This is a genomic window from Lacticaseibacillus suilingensis (assembly GCF_016861845.1).
GTDB classification, from domain to species: Bacteria; Bacillota; Bacilli; order Lactobacillales; family Lactobacillaceae; genus Lacticaseibacillus; species Lacticaseibacillus suilingensis.
Genome location: NZ_BOLV01000015.1, coordinates 61,738 through 70,612 on the forward strand (window position 1 = coordinate 61,738; position 8,875 = coordinate 70,612).

Consider the following 8,875-nt stretch of genomic DNA (forward strand, 5'->3'; position numbering starts at 1 on the left):
TTAGTTGTACCCCTTTCTTCTATTATTTGTTCTTGTCATTCGGTTAATTTGCTCTTGAACGCCTTCAGCAGACCAGCGACCGACTTCCCGCCCGTTATCAAGCTGCACGGTTCCGCTGATTGAAGGCTTGTAGTCAAGCAGCTCAGCCACCAACACATTCAGCGTGCGAAGCGCGTCACCCAGGTCGTTTTCATTTGATGCCGTCACGTTGACTGTCTGCACCGTCTGTGGACGGAGGTTCTGGAGCGTGGTGGCTGCGCCTGTGAAGTCTGTTGTGCCTGATGCGAATCGTGGTACCGCAAACTGGCGCGCTGTACTAATCGCAGTAGCAATCTTAGCGTGCCGTGGTAACGGCAGAATTGCGTTACGCTCTTTCGGAATGAAAGTCTGACCGTTTGGCAGTGTGATTGCTTCACGGTAGACCGAACCCGGAGCATCGTTGACCATAGCCAGGCCACCAACGAAGTTGTTCGTGCCTTTCTTCAAGCCAAGAATCTTTCCGACGCCCTTCGCGAAGCTGATGCCTACACTCAGCATCTTTGAGATTGTATTCGGCTTGCGCTGAAATGCGCCAACCGCTTCGGTCGCCTTCCCGGCCGGGCCACTTGCACCATCAACCGCCTTGGCATGCTTTGGACTACCGGGACTGGAAACTCGGAACTTGTCGATGGCGCCCTTGGCATTTCTGAAGCCATTGACGGCACTGGAAGTATCACCCTTACCAACTTTGGTCGGCCCGGGGTTGGTACCCTTATAGTCGAGAATTGACTTCTTGCCGAGACCAAAGTTGTTCTGTACGTTTGCGGTATCAGCCTTCGCAACCTTTTTTTTCGGATTGTAGTTGAGGTTGTAGTCGTTAATCAGTTGCCCGGAGTCAACCAGCTTTTGCCGCAGGTCCTCGTTCTTCATGAGGGCTTGCTTGACGGAATCTGGCAGAGTATAGAAGTTGTGATACTTGAGCGCATCGGCGCCAACCTTGTCAACAAAGTCTTTGTCGTTAAGCGCCGCTTTCTTTGTGGCATCGGGCAGACTGTTGAATGTGCCATATTGCAGTGATAGTTGTGCGACCTGAGCCGCACCCTTGGCATTCACGATGGCCTCTTTCTCGGCCAGCGGCAGTGCGTTCCACTGACCGGATTTCTGCAGAGCAGTGATGATGGTTGCCGATGCTTTGTCGTGGACAATCAGTTCGAGTTGACTCGGCGACATTTGATCCCACAGCTGCACCTTGTCGATTGCGGCCACCAATGAACTGGAGTCGCCCTTGACCACCGCAGCCATTTGCTTCGGGTTGAGTTGATTCCACAAGTCTAGCTGGTCGATGATGTCGGCCAGGTCTTGTTTTCCAGCCGTGGTCAGCAATGCATATTTATGCTGAACCGTCATCTTGTTCCACTTGTCCGTTTGGATCATCGCGGCGAGCAAATTTTCCTTCGCATTGCTGCTGATTTTGGCGTATTTCAAGTCGAACGTGAGCCGCTTCCAGCCTTCCTTTGTGGAGGCGGTCTGTTGCAAAACCTCTGGCAGATTAGTAACAACCTTACCCGTCTTAGGGTCTAACACAAGGCTGTTCCAGTCATTGCCAGCCTTTTTGACATTGGCAGACATGTTCTTGTTTACTGATGCCGCAAATTGCTTCGTGGAAGTGACACCGCCATTCATCGCCTTCTTGTAGCGGTTCATAGCAGCTTCTGCTTGTTCAGCAGTCATCCCCATGTCTTGCTGGAGTTGTGCTTGGACTTCCTTGTTAGACATGCCTTGAGCTTTCAACGCTTGCACCATGCTCAAATAAATAGCATCCATCTTAGACTTGTGATCTCTCTCGAGTCCTTCAATAGTCGCATTCTTTTCTGTGGTGCTCAGTTTGTCATTGTCGTTGATTGCCTTGCGCTTCTTAGCAGTAGTCTCGTACTCCTGTTCCATTGCGGAAACAGAATCCGTGTACTGTTTCTTAGCAGCAGTGGCCGACATGGTGACACGTTCGCCGAGAATGGCCTTAGTGACGTTGTTTTGCTGTTGACCACTCAATCGAAGTGTCTTAACAGCATCAATCGCGCTATCTTGCTGCAGGTTCTTGATGACTTGCAGTTGGTCAGCGGTCAGCTTGCCCTGTTCTTCACCGGCAGACTTAGTGATTGCTTTGACCTTGGCGGCATTTTCTTGCACCTGCTTAACTCGTTTATCATTAGCAGTCTTCTCTTTGGCAGCAGCAGCTAACAGAGCGTCAGCAGCATCACCACCCAGTGACTTAGCCAGCTTCTTGGCCGCCGCATCAGATTGATCAGCAGCTTGCTTAGCTGCTTGCGCCATTGAGTTGAAGCCGTCCACAATCTGCTTTGAGTTTGTCTTGGCAGACTGGTTGGTATTGTCGAGTGCACCACTAATTTCACCAGAGGCTTGCTTCATCTTCGTGGCTGATTTATCGGCAGCTTCGCCGATGTCAGTGCCCCAGCGTTTGGTGCGTTGTGATGATTCGTAGGCCTTTTCGCCCCAAATCTTCCACACACCATAGCCAACCGCGGCCGCTCCAGCCACACCAACCAACGCAACGCCTAGTGGTGCCAGCGAAGTGAGCAAAGCAGAACCACCCGCAGCAGCACCAGTAGCAGCCTCTCCAGTTTCAGCAATCGCCGGAGCGGCGCTGAGAGCCTTGAAAGCAGTCTCGCTGAACGTTGATTTAAGAACATCGAAGCCACTCGCGCCAATCTTAGCTGCAGTTTGAGCGCGACCAATGCCACCGGCAACCGCACTGAACGCACCTGCGCCGCCGGAAATAATCTTGAACATACCGCCGAGCGCACTGGAAACTGGTCCGGCTGCAGCGGCGAACAGGGTGAACTTGATGATTGACTGTTGTGTACTCTTATCCAGCTTGCCAAACGCCTGAACCATTTCGGTAGCCTTAGCCACCAAAGGTGTAATCGCTGGTAATAGGTTTTCGCCTACTTCGATGCCAAGCACCTGCACAGATGATTTCAGTTTGTTGAAGTTAGCTGCAGCAGTGTTGCCCATCATATCGGAAACCTTCTTGGTCGCACCAGCGGCGTTTGAGGTTTCCTGCGTCAGTTTGCGCATGGCCGGTGCACCAGCATTAAGCAAAGCCAGTACGGCACGACCACCACGCTCACCAAACGCGGCATTAACGGCGGCAACTTTGTCAACCTTGTTCTTGCCTTCGGTCGCTTTGGTCACTTGCTCGATGACTTCTGGCAAACCGATTTGACCATCCTTGAAGGCTTTGATGTTCACGCCTAGCTTTGCCATTGGTGAGTCGGCTTTGGTCGAAGCCGCAGCCAGCTTCTGGAGCATCATGTTGAACGCAGTACCCGCAGTAGATCCTTGCAGACCAGCGTTTGAAAGCAGACCGATATCGGCCACGGTCTCGGTGAGCGAAACGCCCGCCGCATGGGCAGATTGTCCCGTGTACTGCATGGCCTCACCCATGTCAGAGAAGCCCGACTTCGTGGCGTTCGCCGCATAGGTCATGGCATCAGTGACGCTGGTCGTGTTCGCCGCTTTGACACCGAACTGCGTCATCGTGGAAGTTACAACTTCCATGACGCCGTTGAAGTCTTCGCCCGATGCACGTGAAGCATCGAGAATCGCCGGCATCATCTTCATTGACTGACCAGCGGAATAACCAGCCCGCACCAGGTCGGCCAGTCCGTTGTTGATGCTGGTGGTAGAGATGCCATATTGAACCGCCCACTTCTTCGATGAGCTAGCGAGCTGGTCGAGCTGGGTACGATACTTGCCGGTCACGGCGGCACCGTTGGTCATCAGTGGCCCGATTGCATCAATCTGGGAGTTGAAGTCAATGGCTGACTTCGCCGCTGCAGTGAACCCGGCCGCAATCGGTGCAGTGACGGCCATGGTTGCCTTGGAGCCGAAGCTCGCCAATGATGAACCAACCTTGCCGGTCACTTTCGAGAACGCCGCAGCCTTCTGTGACATCTGAGTCCAGCCATTTGACTGCAGTAGAATCTCTTTGCGCATGGCGGCCATGCGATTGTTCAGAAGCGCAATCTGAGCAGCCGTCTTGTTGACGGCACTGGCGGCATTGGCCTCACGCGTTGTGAGCTTCTCCATGTCGCCGTTGCCTTCTTGCACGGCCTTTGACCGCTTAGCGAGGGTTTTCTGTTCTCGCTTGAGCTTGGCTTCATACTGTTGCATTTGGCGTTCGAGCGTGCCATACACGGTACGCATGCTGCCAACAGACTTCTCAGAACCTTTGAAGGCAATGTCCTGCGCCTTCAGCTCAGCGGTGGTCGCTTTTATTGTGGAGGACAATGTCCGAGCCGAGGCTCGAAACGGGTCGATGTTCAGGCTTACCGTTGCGGCCAAATGCCCTAAATTTCCTGCCATTGTTTACCTCCTTTCTCAAAACAAAAATGGAAACGCCTTGTCGATGGTCGTTTCCTTCTCTTCGTAGATCGCATTCAGTTGCTTCAAGTCACGGAACGTCATGACATCCACATCTGCCAGCTTGTAGCCGTCAGCAAGCCGGGCTTTGTAGAAGTCATAGATGTTGTTGAGCGCCTCTTGGACGTCCGTGTCCGTTATTTTTTTGCCGGCTCCTTGTCGTCCTCACCATCATCAAGTGACGCTTCGATTGCTTCATTGATGCTATCAAGCGACTTCAAACTCTTTACAGAACCATCAGTCACTTCTTGCTTGGTGAATTGGCCTTGCCAAAACTCAACAGCGAAGTTGGCTAGGTTAGCCTCGTTCGCGTCAAAGTCCGCGTTGGTTGGCCCATCGTCTTTGGAATACATCCGAAGCTGTTGTTGTTGAACCTTAAGTGCATTAGTTGTGTCCCGCAATCCGGGCTCGCCATTGCGGACAAACTTGTTCGGCTTACCCGCAATCATCAAACTGATTTCAAATGCCATGATTTCCTCCTATCCAGCCGCCCGCTGGTTCGCGTATTGTTGATTTCGTTGGCGACTAAGTTGTGACTATTCCGCAGTTACCGTGATTGTGGCAGAGCCGACGATTGCCCCGGTGGTCGTAGTGAACTTGGCCTGTGTTTCGCCGGCCTTCACACCGGTGACGGTGCCGCTGTCATCAATCGTGGCCACGGTTGTGTCTTCAATGCTCCAGGCGCCAGTCTTGTCGGTGGCATCTGCCGGTTCAACGGTTTCAGTCAACTTGGTCGTATCGCCGACCGTAACGGACGCAGTAGCCGGAGCCACCGTGACCGCTGTCGGCGCTACGCTTTTGGGTCTTCAGGAATGACCGCATCTTCTGCGGTAGTTGGGAAGACCCACTTATGGAAGGTTTCGAAGTTGAAGTCCGGGTTGTCCTCGCGGCCAATCAACACAACGTTGCCATTGTCACTGTCGCCGCGCGGAATGAAGGAACCGGTGATGGAATCAGCGGTTGGGTCAGGCGCGCCATCAACCGTCTTAGTTTCGACAGACGGCAGAGTGAACATGCCTTTCAACATGCCGACCCACACAGCTTTGCCGCTGGAGAGCTTGGTCTTGAACAGCGTAGCCACGTAGTTCGGGGTCAGGTTCTTGGCGTACACTTCAGTACCACTAGAAACCTGAATGTTGAAAAAGTCTTTCTTCATCTGGGTATCAACGTCGTAGAGCTCGACTGCTTCGGTCGCCTCGGTGATACCGGCGGACAGAATCAGGTATGGCCCGTCATCGGCAGCCAGAGTCTTCTGTTCGGTGGAAATGTCCATCTTCACCGTGCTCAGACCCACAATTTTGCGAGTTGCGGCAACGAACTCATCGTCGCCAACAACGCCGTATTCGAAATTGGAAGCACCAAATTTGGCGAGCTTCTTGTTTGTTGCAGTAGCATTTTCAGCCATTTGTAATCCTCCTATTGAAAAAGGGCCACCCTATACGGGTAGTCCCTGTGATTGGAAATATGCAGTCGTCATGCGAAGTGTTGGCACAGAATTGTCCTCACCGGAAGCGTGATAGGTTCTGTCCCATCCGTTCGCATGCATGACCTGACGAATCAGGTCGTCTATTGCTGACGTTTCCTGCATCAACGATTTGCGTGTCCAGAAATCAATCTGCACACGCGGGTACTCGATGAAGCGGTCATCGTCAGCCGGTTCGTGGTTATCCCCTGGCAGGTCCGTGATTCTGACCCAGGGTGACAACGCCACAATTTGCAGGTCAGTCGAGTTGTCGAAGCCCGGTGAACCGATGTAGATGCCGCCAAGCGGGTCATCGGCACCGCGCACCTCGGTCAACAACGCTTTCAGCTCGGCACTGGCAGTCAGCACCTTGCTTGCTTCAGCAGAGCCAAGCATCTACCCACCCACTTTCAAATGGGAAACAAACGCCTTGAGAATCTCATCGCGAGTCTTCTCTTGCGTCTCTTCCACAAAATGCTGTGGGTCTTGCTTTGCAGTGCCGTTGTTTGGGAAGTGCACGCGGAAACCAGTCTGCTGGCCGTAGCCAACATCGGACTCCAGAATCCCGCCTCGATCGCGCACACCAGTTGCCTGGATGTCGTCGCGCATGTGAGTGGGGTCGTCGGTTTTGCCTGACCATACCGGAGTGTCGGTCTTGAGCGCGTTGGCAAAGATTTCTGCTCCGTCGCGAATGGCGGCGCGTGCATCTTTTTGCATGCCGTTATCCAGCGCTTCAATCTTTGCAAGCAAATCTGAATCACCAGTTACCGTCATGCCGACACCTTCTTTCCTGTTATTGTCGTGATGTCCCGACGCTGGTAGTCAGGATCCAACCCAGTTATTTCGTATTCGCTACCGTGCCATACAATGCGCCATGTGGGTTGAATCTCTTCTTCGGTCAGGAACCTGATAATGAACGTTGGTGAGTCAGTGCGAACACCGAGGCCGCTGCGAGCTTCACGAATCGGCACCTTTGGCACCTCTGCCCACATCGTCATGTGTTCAGTCTTCACGTTATCAACCGGCACGCCCTGCTCCATGCCCCGGCCGTAGCTGACAAAGGTGATGCGTTCGCGCATGTTAGTCGTTCGCATCGTCAGCCACCTCCGTCCGCAACTGGTTGACCGTAGCGGCGACAGTATCCAGCAGCGGATACCGCATCACGTCAGCGCCTTCGCCACGGTAGTCGTATTCTTCCTTGACCTGCTGCATGATTGCCACAAAGTAGCGGTCACGCGTTTCGGCATTGGACAGTAACAACTCAGGCTTCATACCGGTTTGAACGGCCGAAGCAATCTGTGCGGCCGCACCGCTGGTCAGCAGGTCGAGCATGTCGTCTTCAACTTCTTGGTCAACCTTGCAGTACATCTTTAAAACATCGAATTGAGCCTGGGTGAGTGGCCCGTGTGCATCTTCTTCAGCCATTCACGCCACCTCCTTATGCTGCCGCGGTGACGGTAACTTTGACGGTGCCGGTGAAGCTACCACTCGTGGCGGTGATTGTGGCTGTGCCATCGGCAACCGCGGTGATGGTGCCATCTGCTGCCACCGTTGCGATTGCTTCATCGCTAGTGGTGTACGCAATTGCGCCGTTCACAGCAGCCGCATCATCAGCGTCTGCTGGGTCAGCCGTTGCGGTTACTTGCTTAGTGTCGCCGACTTTCATCGAAGCCGTAGCCTGGCTCATCTTGAGCCCGGTTGTCGGGTTCTGGGCCGGCGTTACGCTTTTGGGGAGTAGGTCAGGAAGTAGCCAGCCTTGGTGTCAGCAATCGCAACGCCGAACCGCATACCCGCGCGCAGGTACTTGCCGTAGATGTCGTTATCAACCCACTGAATGTCGAGATCTGCCCGGTCAGCAAAGATGACAGCACGTGGCAGGTCACCCAGGAAGGCATGTGCTTCGCCAGCGGCGCCCAGAACATCGTCACCAACAACCACAACGCTCATGCCGAGCACAGTCTTGCCGGATGGGCTGATGATGCTGTCCTGAAGCAGGTACCGGCCATTGCCGTCCTTCACGGTGTCGAGGAAGTTGTAGAAGCTCTGGGAAGCAATCAGCGCGCGGCTGTATGCTGGGTCGAGTTCAACGTTATTGATTTCCTTCAGGCCATCAATGTCAGAGATTTCCTTCGGGGTGAAGCCTTTCAGAAGCGTTGCAATGGCAGCGTTACCGGTGTTCCGCTTGAGCTGCTGGCCGTTTTCGTTAACGATGCTAATCAGGTCAGCTTCGGAATCGTCAATGTCTTCTTGAGAGATAGGAATTGCGCCACGGTAGGTGTCAATCTTCCATTCGACCTTGTCGAACTCAGGCTTCGCCAGCGCTGGGTTTTTTTCCAATTCAGCCACAGTGTGCAGAACACCGGTCACATTCTTCAGCGTCGGGTATACACCCTGCGCGTGCTTTGCCGCGATCACGTGGGTGTACGGCTTGAGGTCGACAACGGTCTGCAATTCACGTTGTGGAATATAGGACTGGTCAACCGGAATCGTGCCAGGGTTATCGCTGGAAACGATGCCGCTGGTCGTTGGGTCGGTGGAAGCACCGTCACGAAGCATAGAAGCCGGAATGGTCATTTCTTTGCCTAGTTCCTTGGCGCGGATGAACGCATTGATTTGCTTCCGACGTTCGTCGGTAGCGGGCTTTGCAACTGCCTTTGGTGCAGGCTGTTCGTTGCCCTTGAGCGCTTCTTCATACAGCCCACGCTTCTCTTCCAAGTCCTTGATTTCTGCAGATTCCTTATCGAACGCAGAACGGGCTTCCTTGGCTTTCGTGGTTGCATCTTCGGTGTCTTGCTCCAGCAGGGAGCGAATTTCTGCCTTGTGTGCTTCGGCAGAGGCGCGCTTTTTGTCAATCTCCTTGCGAATTGCGGCTAGTTTTTCATCTAAAGTCATAATTTACCTCCTAAATTTGTGTGACGGATTTACAATTCAAGTGCAACAAATTAGTCAAATAGAAAGACTCATAGCCTGAGTCCTTGTAAGATGGAATCA

The 8,875-nt window shown here is 53.4% G+C and carries 9 protein-coding genes and 1 pseudogene; all 10 read right to left on the reverse strand.

Going from position 1 to position 8,875, the window contains the following annotated elements:
• Positions 1-4,365 carry a phage tail tape measure protein gene (locus JUF11_RS09885; RefSeq protein ID WP_204119462.1) on the reverse strand — a complete coding sequence of 1,455 codons (4,365 nt, stop codon included), beginning with the start codon at positions 4,363-4,365 and terminating at the stop codon, positions 1-3.
• A 194-nt stretch (positions 4,366-4,559) separates the two neighbouring features.
• A complete protein-coding gene (gpG, locus tag JUF11_RS09890; RefSeq protein ID WP_236000536.1) occupies positions 4,560-4,892 on the reverse strand; it encodes a phage tail assembly chaperone G in 333 nt (110 codons plus the stop codon).
• Between the two features lie 66 nt (positions 4,893-4,958).
• Positions 4,959-5,195 carry an Ig-like domain-containing protein gene (locus JUF11_RS09895; protein ID WP_204119463.1) on the reverse strand — a complete coding sequence of 79 codons (237 nt, stop codon included), beginning with the start codon at positions 5,193-5,195 and terminating at the stop codon, positions 4,959-4,961.
• A gap of 17 nt (positions 5,196-5,212) precedes the next feature.
• A complete protein-coding gene (locus JUF11_RS09900; RefSeq protein ID WP_204119464.1) occupies positions 5,213-5,827 on the reverse strand; it encodes a major tail protein in 615 nt (204 codons plus the stop codon).
• A gap of 30 nt (positions 5,828-5,857) precedes the next feature.
• A complete protein-coding gene (locus JUF11_RS09905; protein WP_236000537.1) occupies positions 5,858-6,280 on the reverse strand; it encodes a phage tail protein in 423 nt (140 codons plus the stop codon).
• Positions 6,281-6,658, reverse strand: coding sequence for an HK97-gp10 family putative phage morphogenesis protein (locus tag JUF11_RS09910; protein WP_204119465.1), 378 nt, complete (start codon positions 6,656-6,658; stop codon positions 6,281-6,283).
• The gene (locus JUF11_RS09915; RefSeq protein ID WP_204119466.1) at positions 6,655-6,978 is read right to left on the reverse strand and encodes a head-tail adaptor protein; all 324 of its coding nucleotides are present in this window, start codon (positions 6,976-6,978) and stop codon (positions 6,655-6,657) included. Before JUF11_RS09915 ends, JUF11_RS09910 begins: the two co-directional genes overlap by 4 nt.
• Positions 6,965-7,309 carry a head-tail connector protein gene (locus JUF11_RS09920; protein WP_204119467.1) on the reverse strand — a complete coding sequence of 115 codons (345 nt, stop codon included), beginning with the start codon at positions 7,307-7,309 and terminating at the stop codon, positions 6,965-6,967. The genes JUF11_RS09915 and JUF11_RS09920 overlap by 14 nt, the downstream gene beginning before the upstream one ends.
• A 13-nt stretch (positions 7,310-7,322) precedes the next feature.
• Positions 7,323-7,574: pseudogene (locus JUF11_RS09925) on the reverse strand (Ig-like domain-containing protein); the annotation flags it as partial.
• Positions 7,575-7,603: 29 nt separating this feature from the next.
• The gene (locus tag JUF11_RS09930) at positions 7,604-8,776 is read right to left on the reverse strand and encodes a phage major capsid protein (RefSeq protein ID WP_204119469.1); all 1,173 of its coding nucleotides are present in this window, start codon (positions 8,774-8,776) and stop codon (positions 7,604-7,606) included.
• Positions 8,777-8,875 lie beyond the last annotated feature (99 nt).